Source organism: Georgenia sp. SUBG003, assembly GCF_000715355.2.
Taxonomy (GTDB): domain Bacteria; phylum Actinomycetota; class Actinomycetes; order Actinomycetales; family Actinomycetaceae; genus Georgenia.
Genome location: NZ_CP180204.1, coordinates 2,661,286 through 2,681,657 on the forward strand (window position 1 = coordinate 2,661,286; position 20,372 = coordinate 2,681,657).

Below are 20,372 nucleotides of genomic sequence, written 5' to 3' on the forward strand. Positions count from 1 at the left end.
CAACACCACCGTAACCTGCCCCGCCTGCTCCGGGCTCGGCCTGGTCCGAGACACCGGCCCGGCCCCACGGCCCGCCTCCCTGCCCGACTTCAAGTCACCCGCAGAGGAGTGCCAGGCCTGCCACGGCCGCGGACGCGTCGGTGCGCGATGGGCACGCCAGTACCGGCAGGACCACCGGAGCGCTGGGCGAGCTCGACGACCACGCGGTCGCGGTAGTAGCCGCGGGCGTGGTCCTCCTCGAGGTTGGCGTCCTGACGCAGGCGCGAGGGGTCGCGGCGCCAGATCGTGAGGGCTGCCTCCCGCAGGGCGGCGGTACCGAACGGGTCGGCGCCTGCCCGGTTCATGCCCGGTCCGCGGACCCGTCCTCGGCGGTGCCGGTCGCGGCGCCCGGGCCGGCGACGGCGTCAGCGTCGGCGACGCCGTCGGCGGCGCTCTCGGTCTCCTGCTCACCGGCGATCTCGGCCGTGACGTCGGCCGGCGCCTGGTCCTCGACGTCGGGCTGGTTCTCGGCCCGCGCCTGGTCCTCGGCGTCGGGCTGGTTCTCGGCCGGCGCGGGCGTCCCGCGCGACACCTGGTCCCCGGCGTCCGGCTGGTTGTCCGCGGGTGCGGTCGCCCCGCCGTCGGCCGCCTTTGCGGCGGGGGCCACGGGAGCGGTCGCGAGCACCTCCATGTCGCGCTCGTCCACGACCGGCTCGGAGGGCTGCCACAGCGAGGCGGGCTCGGGGCCGCGGGTCTCGGAGTGGGCGCCGCAGCCGTGGTCCATGGAGACGACACGACCGTCGTCGGGCGACCACTCGTTCGCGCAGACGCCGAAGACGGTGCGCGGGGAGCCCGCGAGCTTCATGAAGAACCCGCAGGTCGAGCACGGCGCCGCGGCTGCCTTCGCGGACGGCGCGAACGGACCGCGGTCGCCCTCGTACCAGCGGGTCAGCGCCTGCGCGCGCCCCTCCGGGGAGAGCACTCGGGCACGGCCGAGGCCGAGCTCGTAGAGGGCGAGCTGGTCCGCATCCTCGCCGGTGGCCTCGTAGCCCTGCTCGAGGCGCTCGTCGTCCTCGACGTAGGGCAGGACGTCACCGGGACCGACATCGCCGGGGCGCAGCCGCTCGGACCACGGCACCCACTCTGGCGCGAGGAGCGCCCCCTCGCCGGGGAGCAGCTGGACCTCGCAGACGGTAGCGGTGCGGCCGCGGGGAGGCCGGGCGACGGTGACCGCCCAGTGCCAGCCGCGGTAGCCGGGGACGAGGGCGTCGAAGACGTGGGTGAGCAGCCGGTCGGCCTCCACGACGACGCCGCGGTGCTCGCCGACCTGCCCAGGCAGCGCCACCTCCTCGGCGGCCGCGCGTGCGAGGTCGACCGCGTTCGCGAGCACCGTCTCCCTGGGGGCTCGGGTGGTCACGCGCGGGCTCTTCGTGGCTGCTGGCACGACGTCAGTCTACGGGCTGGGCACACCGCGGCAGGCGGGCGCCCGCCGGAGGCGGACCCGCCCGCCCGACGGCGACGACCGGCCGCGGGATCAGAGGTCGAACTGGTCCGCGACCACCCGCAGCACCTGGGCCAGCTTCTTCCCGTTCTCGGGGTAGCGGCCGCGGTGCAGGCTGTTCGAGGCCCGGTCGAGCGCCTTGATGAGGTCCTCGACGATCGGGACCATCTCCTCCGCCGGGCGGCGGTGGGCCTTGGCCACCGAGGGCGGCTCGGAGAGGATCGTGACGGACAGCGCGGACGGGCCGCGGCGGCCGTCGGCGACCCCGAAGTCCACCTTGGTGCCGGGCTTGGGGGCCACGCCGTGCGGCAGGGCCGAGGCGTGCAGGAAAACCTCGCCGCCGCCGTCCTCCGCGATGAAGCCGAAACCCTTCTCGGCGTCGTACCACTTGACCTTGCCGGTAGGCACGGGACTGACCCCTTTGTTGCTCACGTGACGAAGGCGCCGGCACTGCCGGCGCCACTTCCTGCCCCCAAGGATACCGGCGCTGCACCGCCCGGGCCGCCGTTTCCCCGAGAGCGGACTCCCGGGCCTGGCACGGGCACTTGCGGGCGCGCCGCGCTACCTCGGGCGGGCAGCTCCGTGCACGCCGGGCCACCTCGAGCGGGCAGCTCCGTGCGCGCCGGGCCAAGGCTTTCCGGCCAAGCGACACGGTAAGTGGGCCTGAGCTGATGAAGTCGATCGAGACCAACTTCATCGGCCCGGGGGCACTCACGGTTACTTCACCCGGCCGCCGCTCGTCGAGCACGACCGACAGCTGGCGGAGACAAGGGCATCGAACATGTGACGGAGCGCCCGGGGGCCGTCGGCGCAGAACTCTCCGGAGGACCGGTCCACAGGCTCCGCCACGCGAGTTCCGCTCCACAGGTCAGCCGACACCCCGGCTCGACGCGGGCCACGCTGTCACGATGCCGCCCCCGATACCGTCACCCCGCCCCCCAGCCAACCGTCGTGCTGTCCCGCGACATCGGGTACGGCACCGCTCGATCCGCCCACCGAGCCGGCGAACTGGTACGCGTACGTACCGGTGCGTACGTCCTCAGCAGCGAGCTCCCGGCCGAACGCTGGGCCCATCGCGAGTTCCTTGCGCTCGCCCGGTGCGTCGCGGTCTCCCAGCAGCTGCCCCGTCGAGTCGTCCTGAGCCACGAGTCTGCCGCTCTCGTGCACGGGGCCTGGGTCCGTCCCTCGGACGAACGGACTCATCTGAGCGTCGGATGGCGACCCCACAAGCCGGACGTGCCCGACCTTCGACGCCACTACGCACACGACCTGACGCAGGATGACCTCACCGTCGTCGGCGGCCTGCAGGTCACGACGCTCGAACGCACGGCTATCGACTGCGCACTGACTCTGCCGCCCCGTCGAGCGCTGCCGGTCGTGGACAGCGTTCTGCGCATGCTCGCCCGCCCCAACCGGTTCGATCGCGAGCGTTCCGAGAGCGCGATGACCAAGGCGCGGCAAGGCCTGCGCGCGAAGCTCGCTGACCTCGGGCGCCGTAACGGCCTTGTCGCTGCTCGCGCGGCGCTGCAGTACGCGGACGGCTTCTCGGAGTCACCCGGCGAGAGCGATCTCCGGTGGATCGCGGTTGCCGGAGGACTTCCCGAGCCCACCCTTCAGCTCCTCGTCGCGACGGACGAGGGCGACTTCTACACCGACATGGGATGGGACCTGAGGCGATACGCGCCAGGACCGCTCGCACCGCGACGCGTGGTCGCCGAGTACGACGGAGCCGGCAAGTACTTGAGCTCGCCCGAGTCCCTGTTCGCCGAGAAGCAGCGCGAAGACGCTATTCGTGCGAGGCGTACCGTCATGCACCGGTACGTCGACCGTCACCTTCGGGACCCGCGGTCAGCGTTCACCCGACTGTGCCACGGCTTCCCCCGGAGCGTCCTCGACCACCTGAAGCCCGTCGCCGCGCTCATGCAGCTTCCGACGAGAAACTGACCAGCGGCCGCACCACTGACCAGCGGCCGCACCACTGACCAGCGGCCGCACCAGAGCCGAGGGGCCCGCCCCTCCGTAAGTGGCACCTGGCACGTGAAGTTGATCCAGGCGGACTGAATCTGCTCAGCCCCACTTACGGACGCGGGCTGCCGCACAGCCGCTGACCGGACCCACTTACGGACGCCGACGACGCCCAGCGCTGCCGCGCGCCATCCGCGTGCCGGCCCTCACCGCGCTCGGCCACCTACGCCCATGTCGGCGTCGGCCGGCGAACCCGGTGACGGGCGGACCGCAGTGACGGACTGACCACATCTTCGCCCTCCGGCCGCGGGCGCGCCGCGGCGACGGCCGGACAGCCGTCGGGAAGTGGCTCCCCACGGTCGTAATGTGGTGCGGATGAGGACGCAGGGGACGGTCGCGACGGCGGACATCGCCGAGGCGCTGGAGCGCCGGGACGACGACGCCCTGGCCGCGCTCCTCGCCGCCCGCCCGGACCTGTCCTCCCCCGCGCCGTCGTCCCTGACGTCGCTGGCCGCACGCGCCTCGTCCAGGCCCAGCGTCGAGCGCGCGCTCGCCACCCTGGACACGGTGGAGCTGGCCGTCGCCGAGGCGGTCGTCGCGCTGGCGCCGGTGAGGAGGGGGACGGCCGCCGCGCTCACGAAGGCGGCCGGTCTCGACGCCGGCCCTGCCCTGAGGCGGCTCGAGGTGTTCGGCCCGCAGCGTGCGCCGCCGCTCGATCCGTTGTCCGAGGTCGCGCTGGGCGTCGAGCCGCTGCCGGGCCGACGTCTCGGCGGTGACGGCCGACTCGCGCGCCGCGTCGGCGCGGGCCGCGCGAGCGTCGGCCCGCGCGCAGGCCTCCTCGGCGGCGGCCGTGAGCGCCGCGCCGTCGAGATCCTCGGCCGCCCGGAGCAGCGCCTCGCGCACGGGGAGGCCAGGTGCCGCGGCCGTTGCACCGGTCGTGCCGGCGTTGCCGGCGCCCTCCACGGTGGTGCCGACGTCCCCGGTGACGGCGGTACCGGTGCTGGTGGCTGGCGCCTCACCGGCAGGCACCCGTTGGTCCGGCTCCAGGCAGGTCGCGAAGGTCGACGCCGCCGCGGTCACCTCCGACGTCGCACGTTCGAGGTCCGCTCTGGCGGTTCGTGCCATCTCGGCGAGCCGCTTCTGCAGCCGGTCGTAGATCTCGGTGCCGAAAACGTCCTGCAGGACCGTGCGCCGGTCCTCCGGCCTGGCGCGCAGGAAGGAGGCGAACTGTCCCTGGGGCAGCACCACGGTCTGGGTGAACTGGGCCCGATCGAGCACCACGATGCGACCGAGCTCCGCGCCGACCTCCTGGACCTGGGCGGAGACGGGCTCACCCTCGTCGTCCACCGTGCTCAGCCGCCAGAGCTTCGCCCGCGCGTTCTGGGTGGTCGTTCCGCCCCCGCGCCGCTTCGGGCGCTCGAACCTCGGCGAGCGCCACACCCGGTAGATGCCCGCGCCGGTGGAGAAGGTCAGCTCGACGTAGGGCTCGACCTCGGCCGCCGCGTGGTCGGAGTGCAGGCGGTCGTCCGAGGACTCGCCGCCCGCCACGGTGCCGTAGAGGGCGAACACGACGGCGTCGATGATCGTCGACTTGCCGGCGCCGGTCGGCCCTTCCAGGAGGAACAGCCCGCCGGCGGAGAGGGCGTCGAGGTCGACGGTGTGCCTGCCCGGGAACGGCCCGACGGCCTGGAGGGTGAGCCGGTGGATCCGCATCAGGCGCTCCTCTGCTCGGCGAGGACGGACTCGTACGCGTCCCGCAGCGCCGCGAGCTCGCCCGGTCCGGGCGGTCGCCCGCCGGCCGCCCGGAGGAACTGGGCAGCCACCTCGAGCGGGTCCTGCTGCGGCCCGACGCGGGAGGCTCCCGGCCGCTGCGCCGTGCGGGCCGGGTTGTGCTGGACCACCAGGGCGTGCGGGAAGCGCCTGGAGATCCGGGCCCACATCTGGTCGGGCCTGACGTCGTCGGTGACCGTGACCCGCAGCCAGTGGTCGGTGAGGTGGTCGAAGCCACGGCCGAGCAGCTCCTCGAGCGTGCCGGTCGCGTCGGCGAGCCGGCGGGCCACCGGGGCGTCGACGAGCTCGACGTTCCGGACGCCGTCCGGGCCCAGGTCGACCAGCGCCGTCGACTTGCGGTGGCGGGCCTCCGAGAACGAGAAGGCCAGGGGGGAGCCGGCGTAGCGCATCACCGGGTCCACGCCGTCCCGGCCGACGTGCTGCGCTCCGTGGAGGTGCCCGAGGGCGACGTAGTCGAGCAGGTCGGGCCCGCCGAACACGCCGGACGGGACCTGGTCGACGCCGCCGACGCGGATGTCCCGCTCCGACTCGCTCGGGGCGCCCCCGGTCACGAAGGCGTGGGCGACCAGGACGGCCGCGACGCGTGCGCCGCCGTCCGTGCGGCGCCGGGTCAGGTCGGCGCTCACGCGGCGCAGCGCCGCGGCGGTCACCGCCTCGTGAGAGCGGGCGGGACGCACCGGCGTGCCGTCCTCACCGTCCTCGGTCAGCTCGGCCCGGGTCAGGTCCGGGTCGAGGTACGGCAGGGCGTAGACGAGGGCACCCGTGCCGCCGTCGCGTCGGGGAGCTCGACCGGCTCGCCGACGCCGGAGATCCTGGAGCGCACGGCCAGGCGGTCCCGGAACATGGCCGAACCGAAGCCGAGGCGCGTGGCGGAGTCGTGGTTGCCCGGCGTGAGGACCACGTGCGCGTGCTCGGTCAGTCGCGCCAGCGTCCCGGAGAGCAGCTCCACGGAGTCGACCGGAGGGATGGCGCGGTCGTAGACGTCGCCCGCCACCAGAACGGCGTCGACACGCTCGTCACGCACGAGCTCGACCAGGTGGTCGAGGAACCGGGCGTGGTGGTCCGTGAGGTCCACCCCGTGCAGGGTCCGGCCCAGGTGCCAGTCCGAGGTGTGCAGGATCCGCATGCGGGTGAACGTAACCCCGGGCACCGACATCGCCCGGGAACCTCTGGACGCGTGCCGCTCACACGCCGCGCAGCAGCCGGCGCGACCAGGAGCGACGGGCGAACGGCTCCTCGCCGTCCGGCGTCGGCTCCGGCTCCGGCGGCTCCGGCGGCTCCGGCGCCTCCGCCCCGCTGGCCGCCGGACCACCCTGGGCGGTCCGCCAGGCGGTGACGACCTTCTCGGGGTCGGCGGGCGAGACGGGCACGACCGGTCCGGTCGGCGTACGGATCCACGCCGCCACGCGCAGGTTCACCTCGCGGACGGCCTCGCGCACGGCCTCCTCGGTGGGGAGGTCCCGCACCGCCTCCGGCAGCCCGGCCACCTCCTTGCGCAGCAGCAGCGCGGGCGGCAGGAGCGCGTCCGCGGGAAGGCCCTCGTCGCGGATCTTCTGGCGCACCCACCAGTCCTCGTCGAGCGGCGCGTCGATGCCGGGCAACGGCTTCCCGGCGCCGGGCAGGTCGTCGAACTCGCCCCGCTCCTGGGCGGCGCGGATCAGCTGGTCGACCCAGTTTCCGGCCGGCACGTCCGTGGGCTTGCGCTCGGTCATCGCCCCCATTGTCGGCGGGACGGCGCGCGGACGCGAGGTGGTTCTCCCGGAGCGGCGGGCCCGGGCGCCGAGAGGGGCGTGCGCGTGGATCAGTCGAGCTCGGAGGAGAGCTGGGCCAGCACGGCGTCGTGGAGCAGCGAGTTCGTCACCACCGCGTTTCCGCCCCAGGGGCCGTCCGCGCCGTCGAGGCTGGTGAACCGGCCGCCCGCCTCGGTGACGATCGGGACCAGGGCCGCCATGTCGTACAGCTCGAGCTCCGGCTCGCAGGCGATGTCGACCGCCCCCTCGGCCACCAGCATGTACGACCAGAAGTCCCCGTAGGCCCGGGTGCGCCACACCTGCTGCGCCAGCCCGAGGAACGAGCGCAGGGAACCGCGCTCGGCCCAGCCGTCGAGGCTCGAGTAGCTGAGGGAGGCGTCGGCGAGGTCGGAGACGCCGGAGACGTGGATCTGGCGGGCTGCGGACAGGGACCGGCCGGTCCAGGCGCCGGCCCCCTTCGCGGCCCACCAGCGCCGGTTCAGCGCGGGCGCCGAGACAACGCCGAGCACCACCTCGCCGTCCTCGACGAGCCCGATGAGCGTGGCCCAGACCGGGACGCCGCGGACGAAGTTCTTGGTCCCGTCGATCGGGTCGACCACCCACTGTCGCTGCGAGTGGCCGGTGGTCCCGAACTCCTCGCCGAGCACCGAGTCGCGGGGGCGGGTCCGGGCGAGCTGGGCGCGGACGATCTCCTCGGCGCTGCGGTCGGCGTCGGAGACCGGGGTAAGGTCCGGCTTGGTCTCCACGTGGAGGTCCTGGGCGCCGAAGCGTGCCATCGTCTGCCCGTCGACCTGGTCGGCGACCACGTGCGCCAGGCGCAGGTCGTCGGTGAAGCGGCTCGCGCCTTGCACAGTCATGCTCGGCAACCTATCGCGGTCCCCGCCCTGGCCGGCCACGGCGCACGGAGCCCGAGCTGCGGGCCGGGAGGTCGTCGCGGAGGCCTTGACGTCTCGCGGAGGGCTTGACTTCTCGTCGAGGAGTTGACGTTTCGCGGAGGAGTTGACGGGCGGTCTCAAGGGGTGGTTGCAACACCGGCTTGTTGGTGGGTGGAGAGTAGCGCCTCGAGAGCCTCGGCCGGGGTGCGCCAGTCCAGGGTCATGCGGGGGCGGCCGTTGAGGAGGGCGGCGACCTCGTCGAGGCGTTCGGGGCCGTGGACCGACAGGTCGGTGCCCTTGGGGAAGTACTGGCGCAGCAGGCCGTTGGTGTTCTCGTTGGAGCCGCGCTGCCAGGGGCTGTGCGGGTCGCAGAAGTACACCGGCAGGTCGGTGGCGAAGGTGATCTCGGCGTGGCGGGCCATCTCCCGGCCCTGGTCCCAGGTCAGCGAGCGGCGCAGCTGCTCGGGCAGGGTGCGCATCGCCCTGGCGCGGGAGGGCGGGCTGCCGTCGGCCCTCTGGGCGGGGCCGGAGCAGGGCGGCGGCACCGAGGGCACGGTCCGCCGTCGTCCCGTGCGCGTCGAGCTCGGCGTGGTGGGCGAGGACACCGGGTACGTCCTCGCCCTCGGACTGCCCCGGCCGACGGGACTGCCCACCCCGTTCGAGCGAGACCCGGAGGTCAAGGAGGAGACGGTCTGGGCCGGGCCGGTGCTCCGCCCGGCGTCCGTGCTCACCGAACGCCGGGGGCCGCACGTGCGCACGCGGGGCGATGACGGCTGGCAGACGCTGACCAAGGTGGCCCGGCCGCACGAGTCGATGCTCGACGTCGTCGCCGACCCGGACCGCTCGCCCGAGCTCGTGACGCTGCGTGAGGAGCTGCGCTCCTGGCGGCTGTACGACCACCTGCGCACCGACCCCGGGGCTCCCGCCCGCTCCCCGCGCCCCGGTTCGCGGACCTCCGCACTGGCCGACGACGGCGCCGACCTGGCCGCCGCCCTCGCCAGCATCGAGGACATGGGCGGCGACCGTGCGCTCGCGCTCGCCGTCGAGGACGCCTTCCCGGGGTCCCGGCTCGAGGTGGCCGCGGCCGAGGGCGTGTTCGAGGTTCTCCTGCGGCAGCCGGGGCTGCTGCGCCCGTTGCGCGCGGCCGAGCTGTCCGACGGCACGCTGCGCTACCTCATGGTCACCGCGGCGCTGCTCACGCCGCGACCGCCGCAGCTGATCGTCCTCAACGAGCCCGAGCAGTCGATGCACTCCTCGCTGCTGCCGGCGCTGGCGCGGATGATGGTGCGGGCGTCGCGGCACACGCAGGTCGTCGTCGTCACGCACTCCACCGCCCTGGCCGCCGAGCTCGGGAGCGCGCGCGACGGTCCCGGCCCCCCAGGAGGACGGCGTCGTCATGGTCGAGCTGGCCAAGCGGGCCGGCGAGACGGTCGTCGCCGGGCAGGAAGGCCTGCTGGACCGGCCCGCGTGGCGGTGGCCGTGAGCCGGGCGACCCGGGTGGACGGGACGACGCGCGGCGGTCGGTCCGGCGGCCGGGTGCGAGGATGGCGGGCGTGTTCCACGTCGTCTTCTACGAGCCCCGGATCCCGCCCAACACGGGCAACGCCATCCGCATGGTCGCGTGCACCGGCGCCACCCTCCACCTCGTCGAGCCCCTTGGCTTCGAGCTGACGGACGCCCACCTGCGCCGGGCCGGGCTGGACTACCACGACCTGGCCGACGTCGTCGTCCATCCGAGCTTCGACGCCGCCCTGGCGGCGCTGCCGGGACGGGTCTTCGCGTTCACGGGCAGCGCCACCCGCAGCTTCGCCGACGTCGACTACGTCCCCGGCGACGCGCTCCTGTTCGGTCCGGAGCCGACGGGCCTGCCGGCCGACGTCCTCGCCGACCGACGGCTCACGGACCGCCTGCGGATCCCCATGGTGCCCGGCATCCGATCGCTCAACCTGTCGAACTCGGCAGCGATCGCGGTGTACGAGGCGTGGCGCCAGCACGGCTACGCCCAGGGGGTGTGACCCCTTCCCCGGCGGGACGGAGACCGGCGAGCACGACCACCGTGGCGGCGAGGAACGCCGCGGCGATGAACGGCTCGGCGGGGTCGTGGGCGACGCGCCCGGGATGCCGGCCGCCGTCTGGAACAGCAGGGCGGTCATGTACTGCAGCTGCTGCAGGGTGCCCGAGGTCAGGAGGACGGCGGCGAGGACGTAGCCCCACGGGGTCCGCCGCCACAGGCCCGCCGCTGCGAGGAGGTAGCCCGGCACGAGCAGGGCGAGGTCCAGCGTGTGGGCGAGGTGGACGCCCGAGATCGGCAGGACCAGCTGGCTCTCCGCCGGCGGCTCGCCCGTCAGCGCGAACCGCACGGCGTAGAACGCCCACATCCCGCCCAGTCCGGCGCCGAGCACCCCGAGCAGCACGGCCACGGGCCGCAGCGGTGTGCGGGGCGAGACCCGCTTCGCGAGGCCCGTCACGTCGAGGCCGATCAACGTCAGGACGAGGGCGATCAGTGACAGCGAGAACACCGTGACGTGCACCAGGAAGAGGGCGTTGAAGGCGGTGCCGAACACGACTGTCGCGAACGCGTACACCGTGTAGGCGAGCATCCCCGCCCGCACCAGCGCCGCCCGCCCGGACCCGTGGCGCTCCGCGAGGAGGGACCACACGAGGACGGGGACGGCGAGAACGACGGTCACCAGGTCGTTGCCCCGGAGCATCGCGACGACGGCGTCCGGGTCCCGGTAGAGCCCGGTCACCAGCAGCCCGGCCAGCGACGAGACCGCGAGCAGCGCGGCGACCAGGGCGGACAGCCGGCGGGCCCACCAGGTCGCGGTGGAGGCGGCCACGTCCGGTGCGCCGGGACCGGGCCCGGCTCCGCCGTCGCCGCCGGGGACGGGGCGTCCGCGCGGACCGGGGCCTCCTCGTCGGCGGCGCACCCGGCGAGCCCGAGGCAGGCGGCGGTGACCAGCGCGACCACGGCGTTTCGCTGCCTCATGTGTCCGAGACTACGTGCTGTGCCCGAACGGCCACAGAGGGCCCGCCGGTCTGCCCGCGCACTGGGACGGTCCTGCCTCGGGCGGCACAATGGCGCCGTGCCTGCCCTCCCCGACGCCCGCTGCCCGTGCCTGTCCGGCGAGACCTACGGAGGCTGCTGCGGCCGCTTCCACGCGGCCCTCGGGTCGGGTGGCCCGTTCGCCCCCACCGCGGAGGCGCTCATGCGCTCGCGCTACAGCGCGTTCGCCGTCGGCGACGCCGCCTACCTCCTGGCGACGTGGCACCCCACCACCCGCCCGGACGGGCTCGACCTGGACGACGGCGTCACCTGGCGGCGCCTGGACGTCCTCCGCACCGAGGGGGGCGGTCCCTTCGACGACGCCGGCGTGGTCGAGTTCGTGGCCCGCCACAGTTCCGCCGTCGGGCCGGGTCAGCTGCACGAGGTGAGCCGGTTCGTGCGCGAGGGCGGTCGCTGGTACTACGTCGAGGGGCACCATCCGTCGCCGTGACGACGGCGAAGGGCCGGCGTGGCCGCACGGGCCATGGACCGCTACAACTTCGGTGCGAAAAGCGCACCGTTTCCGTGTCATAGCGTGGGCCGGCAGGTGGCCCACCGTCACAGCCTGGGCCGCCGCCACACGAACGGGTCCGCGGCGCGGTGCCGCGGACCCGGTGGTGCGCGCCGGTTCGATCGACGCGCGTCTCAGGCGTGCGCCTCTCAGGCGGTCGTCTCCTGCGAGGCCTGCTCGGGCACCAGGCCCAGCTGCCGGAGGACGCCGAGCATGTCGTAGACCACCCAGTCCTCGACGATCTCGTCCCCCTCCCACTTGCTCATGCCCATGCCGCTCATGACGTACGTCTTGTCCGTCCGAGGAATCCCGCGGAACTCGCCGGTGTCGGTCGCGCCGCAGGTCCACCGGGTGGCCGTCATGTCCTCGCCCGCCACGACGTCGTGGACGTCCATGTGGAAGTCCGGCTGCGCGGCGCGCAGGTCGCGCACGAACTCCTTGAAGCCCTTGAGGCCGTCGATCGGGAACGTCGGGTCGTGGAACATGCAGTGCGCGGCGAAGAGGTTGTCGCACGCGTCGAGGTCGCCCTTGTTCCACACGGCGTCAATGGTGCGCCGGTAGAGGTCGACACGTTCGTCCATCGTCATCATCGTGAGTCATCTCGTTCGGTCGGTGCGGGCGCGCGTGCCCGCGCGTGGTCGGCGCGGGTGTGCGCTCCCGCGCCGCCGGGGCCGAGGTGGGCCCCGCTTCGGGTTCGACTGTGAACGTCGTCCGCCGATGAGCCACCCCCCGGAGTCACTTCCGGGGACAGCGAGAAATTCTCCCACCGCGCCGCGGCCGCCGGTAGTCCCCCGGCGCACCCGGCGCCTCCGGCCCGCACTGGGGGCCCCGCCACCTCGCGGGCGGTCCGAGTCCGGGCGCGTGCTTGGATGGTCGGATGCCGGACCCCGCCGACCACATCGCCGATCTCACCGACTTCGTCACCGCCTCGCCGTCCTCGTACCACGCCGCCGCCGAGGTGGCGCGGCGCCTGGACGCCGCGGGGTTCAGCCGCCTCGACGAGGCCACCGACTGGGAGCCCGCGGGACGGCACTACGTGGTTCGTGACGGCGCGGTCGTCGCCTGGGTCAGGCCGACGGCGTCGGGGCCCACCACCCCGTTCCGCATCCTCGGCGCGCACACCGACTCCCCCGGTTTCAAGCTCAAGCCGCACCCGACGGTCACGGCGCACGGCTGGCTGCAGGCCGGCGTCGAGGTCTACGGCGGCCCTCTGCTGAACTCCTGGCTCGACCGGGAGCTCGAGCTGGCCGGCCGGCTCGTGGACCGAGACGGCCGCGAGCACCTCGCGCGCACGGGCCCGTTCCTGCGCATCCCGCAGCTGGCGATCCACCTCGACCGTTCGGTCAACGACAAGGGCGTCACGCTCGACCCGCAGCGTCACACCGCACCGGTGTTCGGGGTCGGGGCGCACGGAGACGTCCTCGCCCGGCTGGCCGAGGACGCCGGCCTCCGGGTGGAGGACGTCGCCGGGTACGACGTGCTCACCGCCGACACGCAGGCGCCGCGCCGCTTCGGCCTGGAAGACGCCCTGTTCGCCGCGGGCCGCCTGGACAACCTCGTCTCGGTGCACGCGGGCGTCACCGCCCTGGCCGAGGCGCCCGACGACGCCGCGCACGTCAGCGTGCTGGCGGCCTTCGACCACGAGGAGCTGGGCTCCGAGTCACGGTCCGGGGCCTCCGGCCCGTTCCTCGACGACGTCCTCACCCGCCTCTCGGACGGCACGGCCGGGGAGCTGCGGCGCGCGTACGCCGAGTCGTCGTGCCTCTCGGCCGACACCGGCCACGGGATCCACCCCAACTACCCCGAGCGCCACGACCCGGTGAACCGCCCCGCCCTCGGTGGCGGCCCGCTGCTGAAGATCAACGCCAAGCAGCGCTACGCCACCGACGCGCACGGTGCGGCGCTGTGGGCGCGAGCGTGCGAGGCCGCGGGCGTGCCGTGGCAGGAGTTCGTGTCGAACAACGCCGTCCCGTGCGGCTCGACGATCGGGCCGCTCACGGCCACGCGCCTCGGGATCCGCACCGTCGACGTGGGCGTGCCGCTGCTGTCGATGCACTCGGCCCGCGAGCTCGCGCACGTCGACGACGTGGCGGCGCTGGCCGCGGCCGCCGGAGCGTTCTACGCCGGCGCCTGACCGCCGCACGAGGCGGTCACAGCCGCCCGCGCACCGGCGTCCGTTCGGCCTGGTCCCCGGCCTCGGGCATCACCATCTCGGCCCGGACGCCGAGCAGCCGGATCTCCCGGTCACGGTCGAGACGCTCCACCAGCGCGAGGGCCGCGTCCACCACGACCTCCCGGCTGCTCGTGGGGGCGGGCAGCTTCTTCCCCATGACCTTCGTGACGAACGGGGCGTACCGCACCTTCAGCGTGACCCGGAAGACCGGCCGGCCCTCACGCACGGTGTCCGCGAAGACCTGCTCGGCGAGCTCGCGCACGGCCGCGGCGACCTGCTCCGTCGTCGTGAGGTTCTGCTGGTACGTCGTCTCGCGGCTGTGGCCGCGGGCGATCCACGGGCTGTCGTCGACCACCGCCGGCCCCACGCCGTGCCCGAGCTCGCTGTACCAGAGCCCCATGCGGGGACCGAACTCGGCGACGAGCTCCTCGCGCGGGGCCGCCGCCAGCTCGGCGACCGTGCGGATGCCGTGGTCGGCCAGCCGCTTGGACACCTTCGCACCGACGCCCCACAGCTCGCGCGTGGGCCGCTCACCCATCACCTCGAACCAGTTCTGCGCGGTGAGCCGGAAGATCCCCCGCGGCTTGCCGAACCCGGTCGCGATCTTCGCCCGCACCTTGTTGTCGCCGATCCCCACGGAGCAGTGCAGCCGCGTCGCGGCGAGCACCACCTCCTGCGCCCGCCGTGCCAGCGCCTCGGGGTCCGCGGTCTCCGCGCCGACGAACGCCTCGTCCCAGCCGAGCACCTCGACGACGACGCCGCCCAGGTCCCGCAGCGCCGCCATCACCTGCGCCGACGCGGCCTCGTACGCCGGGGCGTCCACGGGCAGGAGCACGGCGTCCGGGATCTTTCGGACCGCCGTCTTCAGCGGCATCCCGGACCCGACGCCGAACTCGCGGGCCTCGTACGACGCCGTGGAGACCACGGCACGCTCGGTGGGGTCCCCGCGCCCGCCGACGATCAGCGGCAGGCCGGCGAGCTCGGGCCGGCGCAGGATCTCGACAGCGGCGATGAACTGGTCGAGGTCCACGTGCAGCACCCAGGGTCTGGCACCGTCGCTCATGGCACGAGTCTTCCCGTGCGGGAGGAGTGCCGCCACGCCTTTCGACCGGTGGAGAGGCTACGTCGCGGAGTCCACGACGGAGATCGCCGCCTTGCCGCGCAGCCGCCCGGCGACGAGGTCGCGCATCGCCTGGGGCGCCTGGTCGAGGGGATAGGTCGCGCCGAGGGCCGGCACCAGCTCCCCCCGTCTCGACCAGCGCCGACAGGCGCTCGAGCGCGGGCGCGCGGACGACGGCGACGAACATCGCGAGCCGCTGACGCAGGAACATCGACAGCAGCACCGCGCGCAGCTGGCGGTTCATGCCGCCGCTCAGCCGTCCGCCGCCCTCGCCACCGGTGAGCACCGCGGTCCCGCGCGGCGTCAGGGCCCGCCGCAGCCTGGTGAGCGACGGTCGCCCGGCGACGTCGAGGACCAGGTCGTACCGGCGGGCACCGTCGAAGGGGTCCTCGCGCGTGCGGTCGAGGACGTGCTCGGCACCGAGACCGCGCACGAGATCCTGCTTCGCGGTGCCGGCCACGCCGGTAACCTCAGCGCCGTTGGCCCTGGCGATCTGCACGGCATAGCTGCCGACGCCGCCCGACGCGCCCGTGACGAGAACATGCTGGCCCGCCCGGACGTGACCGACGTCGACCACGCTCTGGAGCGCCGTGGCGGCGGAGACCGGGACGACGGCGGCCTGCTCGAACGTGAGGTTCTGTGGTTTGAGGGCGAGCTGGCCCTCCTTGGCCACGGCGAGCTCCGCGAAACTCCCCCGGCCGACGCCGTACACCTCGTCCCCCACCGAGAAACGGCTCACGCCGCGCCCGAGGCCGACGACGGTGCCGGCAAGCTCGGAGCCGAGGACCGGGTTCTTCGGCCGGCGGAGCCCGAACGCGAGCCGACCGAGGTACGGCTCGCCGGTCATCATGTGCCATGCGCCGCGGTCGAGGCCCGCGGCGTGGACGCGCACGAGCACCTCGCCGTCGCCAGGCGCCGGCCGTGGCACCGACGCCACCCGCACGACGTCCGCGGGGCCGTACTCCTCCCGCACCGCCGCACGCATCGTGGCGGCCTCGGCCCCCCGCGAGCCTCCGGCGTCGGTGAGGTTCTGCTGAGCGGTCATCTCCGTGCTCCTCGTGTCCTGTCAGGCAAGCCCCACCGGCTGCCTTACTTAGTACGGGACGGTACCCTTACAAAGTACGGTCGTCTAGAGACTTGGAGCAGCATCCATGAGCCGGACGAGCGCCGCCGTCGGCGCGCGGGCTCCGTTGAGCCGTGAACGCGTGCTCGAGCAGGCCATCGACCTCGCGGACGAGAACGGCATCGACGGGCTGACGATGCGGTCGCTGGCCGCGGCGCTCGGCGTCAAGCCCATGTCGCTCTACCACCACGTCCCCAACAAGAGCGCGATCCTCGACGGCATCGTCGACGTGGTCTTCGGCGAGATGGACCTCCCCTCCCCCCGGCGGTGACTGGCGCGAGGAGCTCCGCCGCCGGACGTCGTCGGCCCGCCTCGTGCTGCGCCGCCACCCCTGGGCGATCCCGCTCCTGGAGTCGCGGGCGACTCCGGGGCCCGCGACGCTGCGGCACCACGAGGCGGTGCTCGCCACGCTGCGCTCCGCCGGCTTCTCCGTGGAGATGACCGGCCACGCCTACGCCCTGCTCGACGCCTTCCTCTACGGCTTCGCCGTCCAGGAGGCCGGTCTGCCGTTCACCGGCACGGACACGCCGCCGGAGGTGGCGAGCTCGATCGCGGCACAGTTCGACCCCGGCGAGTATCCGCACCTGGTGGAGTACGCCACCGAGCGCGTCCTGCGGCCCGGCTACGACTTCGGGGACGAGTTCCACTTCGGGATCGACGTCGTCCTGGACTCCCTGGCGAGGCTCCTCCCCGACGGAGAGCGCGGCTCTCGCGGCTGACGCACCGCCTGGCGGAGGGGCCGGACCTGACGTCCGGAGCCACCAGCCGGACCCCTCCCGGCCCCTCGCCGCCCGCGGCCTACGATCGAGCCGATGGCAACCGATCCTCCGTTCCCGGTACGGGTGGTGATGCCGTGGGCCGTCATCGCCGGCGTCGTCCTCGTGGCGCTCAGCCTGCGTGGGCCGATCGTTGCTCCGGCACCGGTGATCGGCGAGATCCGTTCTGACCTCGGCCTCTCGGCCACCGCTGCGGGACTGCTGACGAGCCTTCCGGTCCTCTGCTTCGCCCTCGCCACCCCGCTGGCGACGCGCGTGATCCGACGGGCCGGACCGGAGCTCGCCGTCGTGACCTGCCTCCTCGGTGTGCTGGCGGGAACGGTCGTCCGGTCGTCCGGCCCGTCGTGGGCCGTCTTCGCCGGCACGGCCGTCATCGGGGCGGCGATCACGATCGGGAACATCGTCGTGCCTGTGATCATCCGCAGGGACGTGCACTGGAGCCGCACGTCGGTCGTGACGGGCGTGTACACGGCGGCGCTGAACGTGGGCTCGATGATCACCTCGCTCGGCACGGCACCGCTGGCTGCGGCGTTCGGGTGGCGCTGGGCGCTGGCCGCGTGGGGGCTCTTCGCGGCTGTCGGCGCCGTGTTCTGGATGTGGCTGGCCCGGCGCCGGAGCACCACCGCCGCAGCCGCGGCCACCGCGGGGACCGACGCGGTCACGCCGCCGACGAACGCCGAACCGGCACCAGGAGCGACCGCCCGGACCTCCGACCGCGTCGATCGCATCGGCTGGTTGCTCCTCGTCGCGTTCTGCGGGCAGTCCTTCTCCTACTTCGCCGTCAGCGCCTGGCTCCCGACGCTCCTCGCCGACACCCGCGGGCTCGGCGCCACCGCGTCCGGCGCGACCGCCTCGCTCTTCCAGATCGCCGCGATCGCGGGGGCGTTCACCGTGCCCGTCATCGCCGCGCGCGCCCCGGCCTGGGTCCCGGTCGTGGTGATCGGCGCGCTGTGGACTGTGCTCCCGCTCGGGCTGCTGCTCGCGCCCGGAGCGTTCACGACGTGGTCCGTGGTCGGCGGCATCGCCCAGGGCGGCGGATACGTCGCCATCCTGTCGATCTTGGCCCGCGTCGCCCGCACCGACCAGGAGACGGCCTCGATGTCCGCGCGCGTGCATGCCGGCGGGTACGTCGCCGCCACGTTCGCCGCACCCCTGGCGGGGGCGCTCAGCTCCGCGACCGGCGGCTGGACCGCACCCCTCCTCCTGGTTCTCGGCGCCACGCTCACCTTCTCCGTGGGCGGGATCGGCGCGGCGCTGCTCGCCCGGCGGCGGCCCGGTCCGGCGGCTGCCGTCCTGGAATGACGACCCGTGGCGCACGGATCCTGGCCGCCGTCGTCGTCGCGCTCGGGGTCGGCGGGGTCGCGGGCGGGGTCTCCGTGTGGCTGCTGCGGTTCATCGCTCTCGCGTCCGGCGACCGCCCCGACGCCGGGACCACCGGGACGTTCTTCGGGGTCGTCGCGTACGTCATCGTGCTCCTGCCGGGGGCTGTGGCGGTGGCCCTGGGACGACGGCGGACCGGCCGGGTGCTTCTCGCGGCAGGGTGCGTGGTGCGCGGCGAGGTGGGCACGGTCGAGCGGGACGCGACCGCTTCGCCGTCGGGCTGACCGACGGCCGCGCCACGACGGCGCGCCGCCTGCTGGTGACCACCGGCGTGGCCGACGAGCTGCCCGACGTGCCCGGCCTGCGGGAACGCTGGGGCAAGGACGTGCTGCACTGCCCCTACTGCCACGGCTGGGAGGTGCGGGACCGGGCGATCGGCGTGCTGGCCAGAGGCCCGATGTCGGTGCACCAGACGTTGCTCTTCCGGCAGTGGAGCGACGACGTCACGCTGTTCGTCCACACCGCGCAGGCGCCCGTGGAGGAGCAGGCCGAGCAGCTCGCCGCCCGGGGGATCTCCGTGGTCGCCGGCGAGGTGGTGTCCGTCGAGGTCGTCGAGGACCGCCTCACCGGCGTCCGGCTGGCCGACGGCACCGTGGTGGCACGCGACGCGCTCGTCGTCTCCTCGCGGATGACGGTGCGTGCGCCGTTCCTCCAGGGACTCGGGCTGCGGGCCGTGCAGCACCAGTCCGGCCTCGGCGAGTACATCCCTGCGGACCCGACCGGGAGGACCGACGTGCCGGGGGTGTGGGCGGCGGGGAACGTCACGGACCTCGCCGCACAGGTCGGCACCGCCGCCGCGGCGGGTGCCACCGCGGCGGCCCACCTCAACGCCGACCTGGTCGAGGAGGACACGAGCGCTGCCGTCGAGGCCCGCCGCCTCGAGCTCGAGGCCCGACGCAGCGATGTGGTGCGCTGAGCCGCGCGCCGGCACGCCCGTTCGCACCACGGCCCAGTGACCGGGTGGCGCTCCGCCGGCGGCGGACCCGTCGGCGTGCTGCACCGGTGGGGTCGGCGACCGAGGGCGCCGCGGCTGCGTGAGGTGGTCGCGCCGCCGCCGGTCGACAGGGGCCGTAAGGCTGACGGAGCCGGCGGGGTCAGCGCCCGATCAGCGCCGCCAGCCCGTCGAGCGCCCGCGCGAGCCCGAAGTCGAACGCACGCCCCGCGTCCCACGCGGCGCCCTGCGCCTGCCCCGCCGCGGTGCCGACCCGCGAGGCGAGCGGGAACGCCCCCGGGTCGAGCACCTGCTCGAGCAGCGGCCCCGCCGACTCCCACCACTGCTGCTCGTCGAGGGAGGACTCGCGTCGCGCGGCCGCGGCGTCGGCCGCCGTCCGTGCCCAGCCCTGGACGAACGCGAGCACCCAGGACAGGGCCGAGTCCATCGTGACGTCGTCGAGGCCCAGGCCGTCGAGGGAGGCGAGCTCGTGGTCGTACTTGGCCAGCGCGCCCGGCCCCAGCGCCGGCCGGGTGGTCGAGACGGACGCCGCCCACGGGTGGCGGTCGAAGAGCGCGCGGTTCTCGAGCGCCACGGCGCGCACCCGGTCCCGCCACGGCAGCTCCGCCGTCGTCCCTCGCGGCATCTGCCCGTAGACGTGGTCCAGCATCAGGTCGAGCAGCTCCGCCTTGCCCGGGACGTACGTGTACAGCGTCATCGGCGCCGTCCCGGCGGTGGCGGCGACCTTACGCATGGTGACGGCGTCGAGCCCCTCGGCGTCCGCGAGGGCCACCGCCTTCTCCACGATGGCGTCGACACTCAGTCCCTGCCGAGGTCCGCGCGCCGTGCTCCGGCCCTGCTCCGGCACGGACTGACGCCACAGGAGCGCGATGGTCCTGGCGGGGTCACCTGTGTTCGTCCGCGGGGAGGCCATGCGGAATATTCTCGTACACCGTACGTTGTACGACGTACGGTGTACTGAGAAACGGTGCAGCCGGTCAACCAGCTGAGGAGCCCTCATGAACATCACTGCGTCAGCCATCAGCCTCAACGTCGCCGACCCCGCGGCCTCCGCGCGGTTCCTCGTCGACCACTTCGGCTTCAGCGAGGAGATGTCGGCCGAGGGGTTCCACTCTCTCGCGCGGCCGGACGCCGGCTTCAACGTCGTCTACCTGGGCACCGGCATGCCGACCCTCCCGGACGACCAGCGGGACGTCCACGCCCAGGGGCAGATCCTCGCGTTCGTCGTCGACGACCTCGAGGCGGAGCTCGCCCGCCTGCAGGGCGAGGGAGTCGAGATCACCATGCCGCTGACCGCGGAGGAGTGGGGCGAGCGCGCGTTCCAGGTCCGCGACCCCAACGGCGTCATCGTCCAGCTGGTCGACTGGAACGGCCCTACGGCGGGCTGAGCGGACGCCCGGGCCGAGCGACGCCCCGGGGCGAGCGACGC

26 protein-coding genes and 2 pseudogenes are annotated in these 20,372 nt (G+C 74.1%); 12 read left to right on the top strand and 16 right to left on the bottom strand.

The features are described 5' to 3' along the window. Window positions 1-89: 89 nt before the first annotated feature. The 4 genes from DA06_RS13505 to DA06_RS13520 form a co-directional block, all read right to left on the bottom strand. Window positions 90-344 carry a hypothetical protein gene (locus DA06_RS13505; protein WP_418605238.1) on the bottom strand — a complete coding sequence of 85 codons (255 nt, stop codon included), beginning with the start codon at window positions 342-344 and terminating at the stop codon, window positions 90-92. Next, a complete protein-coding gene (locus DA06_RS13510; protein ID WP_418605239.1) occupies window positions 341-1,396 on the bottom strand; it encodes a DUF3027 domain-containing protein in 1,056 nt (351 codons plus the stop codon). Before DA06_RS13510 ends, DA06_RS13505 begins: the two co-directional genes overlap by 4 nt. 117 nt (window positions 1,397-1,513) lie before the next feature. Further along, window positions 1,514-1,888, bottom strand: coding sequence for a cold-shock protein (locus DA06_RS13515; protein WP_043500910.1), 375 nt, complete (start codon window positions 1,886-1,888; stop codon window positions 1,514-1,516). A gap of 495 nt (window positions 1,889-2,383) precedes the next feature. Then, the gene (locus tag DA06_RS13520) at window positions 2,384-2,626 is read right to left on the bottom strand and encodes a hypothetical protein (protein WP_418605240.1); all 243 of its coding nucleotides are present in this window, start codon (window positions 2,624-2,626) and stop codon (window positions 2,384-2,386) included. A 90-nt stretch (window positions 2,627-2,716) separates the two neighbouring features. Between DA06_RS13520 and DA06_RS13525 the strand changes: the two genes are divergently transcribed. Beyond that, window positions 2,717-3,424: a hypothetical protein gene (locus DA06_RS13525; RefSeq protein ID WP_418605241.1), complete on the top strand. Its 708-nt coding sequence runs from the start codon at window positions 2,717-2,719 to the stop codon at window positions 3,422-3,424. Window positions 3,425-3,598: 174 nt separating this feature from the next. Here the strand turns inward: DA06_RS13525 and DA06_RS13530 are convergent, their stop codons facing one another. The 6 genes and pseudogenes from DA06_RS13530 to DA06_RS13555 all read right to left on the bottom strand — a co-directional run. Further along, window positions 3,599-5,158, bottom strand: coding sequence for an AAA family ATPase (locus DA06_RS13530; RefSeq protein ID WP_418605242.1), 1,560 nt, complete (start codon window positions 5,156-5,158; stop codon window positions 3,599-3,601). After that, the gene (locus DA06_RS13535; RefSeq protein WP_418605243.1) at window positions 5,158-5,913 is read right to left on the bottom strand and encodes an exonuclease SbcCD subunit D; all 756 of its coding nucleotides are present in this window, start codon (window positions 5,911-5,913) and stop codon (window positions 5,158-5,160) included. The genes DA06_RS13530 and DA06_RS13535 overlap by 1 nt, the downstream gene beginning before the upstream one ends. A gap of 41 nt (window positions 5,914-5,954) precedes the next feature. Then, complete coding sequence (locus DA06_RS13540) at window positions 5,955-6,362, bottom strand: metallophosphoesterase family protein (protein WP_418605244.1); 408 nt, start codon at window positions 6,360-6,362, stop codon at window positions 5,955-5,957. Window positions 6,363-6,420: 58 nt separating this feature from the next. After that, entirely contained in the window at window positions 6,421-6,948 is a 528-nt protein-coding gene (locus DA06_RS13545) for a DUF1992 domain-containing protein (protein WP_043500922.1), read from the bottom strand. 89 nt (window positions 6,949-7,037) lie between these two features. Continuing rightward, a complete protein-coding gene (gene hisN / locus DA06_RS13550; protein WP_043500923.1) occupies window positions 7,038-7,844 on the bottom strand; it encodes a histidinol-phosphatase in 807 nt (268 codons plus the stop codon). Between the two features lie 155 nt (window positions 7,845-7,999). Continuing rightward, window positions 8,000-8,347, bottom strand: a pseudogene (locus tag DA06_RS13555) (IS30 family transposase); the annotation flags it as partial. 526 nt (window positions 8,348-8,873) lie between these two features. Here DA06_RS13555 and DA06_RS13560 point away from each other — a divergent pair. The 3 genes from DA06_RS13560 to DA06_RS13570 all read left to right on the top strand — a co-directional run bounded on the left by DA06_RS13560 (window position 8,874) and on the right by DA06_RS13570 (window position 10,369). Next, complete coding sequence (locus DA06_RS13560; RefSeq protein WP_418608007.1) at window positions 8,874-9,533, top strand: AAA family ATPase; 660 nt, start codon at window positions 8,874-8,876, stop codon at window positions 9,531-9,533. Continuing rightward, on the top strand, window positions 9,416-9,877 hold the full coding sequence (locus tag DA06_RS13565; RefSeq protein WP_418605245.1) for a tRNA (cytidine(34)-2'-O)-methyltransferase: 462 nt from the start codon (window positions 9,416-9,418) through the stop codon (window positions 9,875-9,877). The genes DA06_RS13560 and DA06_RS13565 overlap by 118 nt, the downstream gene beginning before the upstream one ends. A gap of 267 nt (window positions 9,878-10,144) precedes the next feature. Next, a complete protein-coding gene (locus DA06_RS13570; protein WP_418605246.1) occupies window positions 10,145-10,369 on the top strand; it encodes a hypothetical protein in 225 nt (74 codons plus the stop codon). Between the two features lie 239 nt (window positions 10,370-10,608). Here the strand turns inward: DA06_RS13570 and DA06_RS13575 are convergent, their stop codons facing one another. Next, window positions 10,609-10,851: a hypothetical protein gene (locus tag DA06_RS13575; RefSeq protein ID WP_418605247.1), complete on the bottom strand. Its 243-nt coding sequence runs from the start codon at window positions 10,849-10,851 to the stop codon at window positions 10,609-10,611. A 97-nt stretch (window positions 10,852-10,948) separates the two neighbouring features. On the opposite strand from DA06_RS13575, the gene DA06_RS13580 reads away from it, so the two are divergent. Further along, window positions 10,949-11,359 carry a YchJ family protein gene (locus DA06_RS13580; RefSeq protein ID WP_043500933.1) on the top strand — a complete coding sequence of 137 codons (411 nt, stop codon included), beginning with the start codon at window positions 10,949-10,951 and terminating at the stop codon, window positions 11,357-11,359. A gap of 209 nt (window positions 11,360-11,568) precedes the next feature. Here the strand turns inward: DA06_RS13580 and DA06_RS13585 are convergent, their stop codons facing one another. Then, complete coding sequence (locus tag DA06_RS13585) at window positions 11,569-12,000, bottom strand: ester cyclase (protein WP_418605248.1); 432 nt, start codon at window positions 11,998-12,000, stop codon at window positions 11,569-11,571. A 296-nt stretch (window positions 12,001-12,296) separates the two neighbouring features. Between DA06_RS13585 and DA06_RS13590 the strand changes: the two genes are divergently transcribed. Further along, complete coding sequence (locus tag DA06_RS13590) at window positions 12,297-13,553, top strand: M18 family aminopeptidase (RefSeq protein ID WP_043500936.1); 1,257 nt, start codon at window positions 12,297-12,299, stop codon at window positions 13,551-13,553. 16 nt (window positions 13,554-13,569) lie between these two features. Here DA06_RS13590 and DA06_RS13595 read toward each other — a convergent pair whose 3' ends face one another. From DA06_RS13595 to DA06_RS13605, 3 genes and pseudogenes are all read right to left on the bottom strand, one after another. Next, window positions 13,570-14,655 carry a DNA polymerase IV gene (locus tag DA06_RS13595; protein WP_418605249.1) on the bottom strand — a complete coding sequence of 362 codons (1,086 nt, stop codon included), beginning with the start codon at window positions 14,653-14,655 and terminating at the stop codon, window positions 13,570-13,572. Window positions 14,656-14,712: 57 nt separating this feature from the next. Next, window positions 14,713-14,829: a hypothetical protein gene (locus tag DA06_RS13600; protein WP_418605250.1), complete on the bottom strand. Its 117-nt coding sequence runs from the start codon at window positions 14,827-14,829 to the stop codon at window positions 14,713-14,715. A 67-nt stretch (window positions 14,830-14,896) separates the two neighbouring features. Continuing rightward, window positions 14,897-15,757 (bottom strand): annotated as a pseudogene (locus tag DA06_RS13605) (NAD(P)-dependent alcohol dehydrogenase); the annotation flags it as partial. Window positions 15,758-15,917: 160 nt separating this feature from the next. On the opposite strand from DA06_RS13605, the gene DA06_RS13610 reads away from it, so the two are divergent. The 5 genes from DA06_RS13610 to DA06_RS13630 all read left to right on the top strand — a co-directional run bounded on the left by DA06_RS13610 (window position 15,918) and on the right by DA06_RS13630 (window position 18,907). Beyond that, a complete protein-coding gene (locus DA06_RS13610) occupies window positions 15,918-16,106 on the top strand; it encodes a TetR/AcrR family transcriptional regulator (RefSeq protein ID WP_418605251.1) in 189 nt (62 codons plus the stop codon). Between the two features lie 43 nt (window positions 16,107-16,149). After that, a complete protein-coding gene (locus DA06_RS13615; protein ID WP_418605252.1) occupies window positions 16,150-16,554 on the top strand; it encodes a TetR/AcrR family transcriptional regulator C-terminal domain-containing protein in 405 nt (134 codons plus the stop codon). 93 nt (window positions 16,555-16,647) lie between these two features. Next, window positions 16,648-17,913 (top strand): MFS transporter, encoded by a 1,266-nt coding sequence (locus DA06_RS13620; protein WP_043500941.1) that lies wholly within the window; start codon window positions 16,648-16,650, stop codon window positions 17,911-17,913. Then, complete coding sequence (locus DA06_RS13625; RefSeq protein WP_418605254.1) at window positions 17,910-18,215, top strand: hypothetical protein; 306 nt, start codon at window positions 17,910-17,912, stop codon at window positions 18,213-18,215. Before DA06_RS13620 ends, DA06_RS13625 begins: the two co-directional genes overlap by 4 nt. Further along, window positions 18,152-18,907 carry an NAD(P)/FAD-dependent oxidoreductase gene (locus tag DA06_RS13630; RefSeq protein ID WP_418605256.1) on the top strand — a complete coding sequence of 252 codons (756 nt, stop codon included), beginning with the start codon at window positions 18,152-18,154 and terminating at the stop codon, window positions 18,905-18,907. Before DA06_RS13625 ends, DA06_RS13630 begins: the two co-directional genes overlap by 64 nt. Before the next feature lie 178 nt (window positions 18,908-19,085). Here the strand turns inward: DA06_RS13630 and DA06_RS13635 are convergent, their stop codons facing one another. Then, entirely contained in the window at window positions 19,086-19,856 is a 771-nt protein-coding gene (locus tag DA06_RS13635; RefSeq protein WP_043500950.1) for a TetR/AcrR family transcriptional regulator, read from the bottom strand. 85 nt (window positions 19,857-19,941) lie between these two features. Here DA06_RS13635 and DA06_RS13640 point away from each other — a divergent pair, with 85 nt between their 5' ends. After that, complete coding sequence (locus DA06_RS13640) at window positions 19,942-20,331, top strand: VOC family protein (RefSeq protein ID WP_043500952.1); 390 nt, start codon at window positions 19,942-19,944, stop codon at window positions 20,329-20,331. Window positions 20,332-20,372: the final 41 nt, after the last annotated feature.

Excerpts from the sequence above, each read along its gene's own strand:
- DA06_RS13560 (WP_418608007.1), top strand. The coding sequence starts at position 8,874 with ATGGGCGGCGACCGTGCGCTCGCGCTCGCCGTCGAGGACGCCTTCCCG.
- DA06_RS13625 (WP_418605254.1), top strand. The coding sequence starts at position 17,910 with ATGACGACCCGTGGCGCACGGATCCTGGCCGCCGTCGTCGTCGCGCTC.
- DA06_RS13505 (WP_418605238.1), bottom strand. The coding sequence starts at position 344 with ATGAACCGGGCAGGCGCCGACCCGTTCGGTACCGCCGCCCTGCGGGAG.
- DA06_RS13620 (WP_043500941.1), top strand. The coding sequence starts at position 16,648 with ATGGCAACCGATCCTCCGTTCCCGGTACGGGTGGTGATGCCGTGGGCC.
- DA06_RS13540 (WP_418605244.1), bottom strand. The coding sequence starts at position 6,362 with ATGCGGATCCTGCACACCTCGGACTGGCACCTGGGCCGGACCCTGCAC.
- DA06_RS13640 (WP_043500952.1), top strand. The coding sequence starts at position 19,942 with ATGAACATCACTGCGTCAGCCATCAGCCTCAACGTCGCCGACCCCGCG.
- DA06_RS13545 (WP_043500922.1), bottom strand. The coding sequence starts at position 6,948 with ATGACCGAGCGCAAGCCCACGGACGTGCCGGCCGGAAACTGGGTCGAC.
- DA06_RS13595 (WP_418605249.1), bottom strand. The coding sequence starts at position 14,655 with ATGAGCGACGGTGCCAGACCCTGGGTGCTGCACGTGGACCTCGACCAG.
- DA06_RS13635 (WP_043500950.1), bottom strand. The coding sequence starts at position 19,856 with ATGGCCTCCCCGCGGACGAACACAGGTGACCCCGCCAGGACCATCGCG.
- DA06_RS13585 (WP_418605248.1), bottom strand. The coding sequence starts at position 12,000 with ATGGACGAACGTGTCGACCTCTACCGGCGCACCATTGACGCCGTGTGG.
- hisN (WP_043500923.1), bottom strand. The coding sequence starts at position 7,844 with ATGACTGTGCAAGGCGCGAGCCGCTTCACCGACGACCTGCGCCTGGCG.
- DA06_RS13575 (WP_418605247.1), bottom strand. The coding sequence starts at position 10,851 with ATGAGGCAGCGAAACGCCGTGGTCGCGCTGGTCACCGCCGCCTGCCTC.
- DA06_RS13590 (WP_043500936.1), top strand. The coding sequence starts at position 12,297 with ATGCCGGACCCCGCCGACCACATCGCCGATCTCACCGACTTCGTCACC.
- DA06_RS13530 (WP_418605242.1), bottom strand. The coding sequence starts at position 5,158 with ATGCGGATCCACCGGCTCACCCTCCAGGCCGTCGGGCCGTTCCCGGGC.